The organism is Pseudomonas brassicacearum, assembly GCF_003732265.1.
Classification (GTDB): Bacteria; Pseudomonadota; Gammaproteobacteria; order Pseudomonadales; family Pseudomonadaceae; genus Aquipseudomonas; species Aquipseudomonas brassicacearum_D.
In genome coordinates, this window is sequence record NZ_MOBK01000060.1 from 1 (window position 1) to 494 (window position 494).

A 494-nucleotide genomic window follows, 5' to 3' on the forward strand; every position below is an offset into this window, starting at 1 on the left:
CGAGAAGCAGCCGATTGCTTCGACCATTCCGAAAGAAGGCGCTACGGGCTGGGCCGACACCACCATGTTGCACGCCGAGGCCAAGCACCCGAACTGCGCGTACAAGTGGATGGACTGGTCGCTGAAACCGAAAGTCCAGGGGGATGTGGCGGCGTGGTTCGGTTCGTTGCCGGCGGTGCCGGCGGCGTGCAAGGAGAGCGAATTGCTTGGCGCTGAAGGTTGCAAGACCAACGGTTTCGACCAGTTCGACAAGATCGCCTTCTGGAAAACCCCGCAGGCTGAAGGCGGCAAGTTTGTGCCGTACAGCCGCTGGACTCAGGACTACATCGCGATCATGGGTGGCCGCTAGCGCTCAATAACGACGCGGTCTGCTCCCTTTCCCCCTCGCCCCCCTGGGGGAGAGGGCTGGGGTGAGGGGGTAGCTTTTGACTTTGCCTTTGACTTCAGAGCAACGGCGAATAAAGCACCCTCACCCCCCGCCCTCTCCCGGAGGG

1 pseudogene is annotated in these 494 nt (G+C 62.1%); it reads left to right on the plus strand.

Annotation, left to right across the window (positions count from 1 at the left end):
• A pseudogene (locus BK660_RS30030) lies at nt 1-349 on the plus strand (spermidine/putrescine ABC transporter substrate-binding protein); the annotation flags it as partial.
• Nucleotides 350-494: the final 145 nt, after the last annotated feature.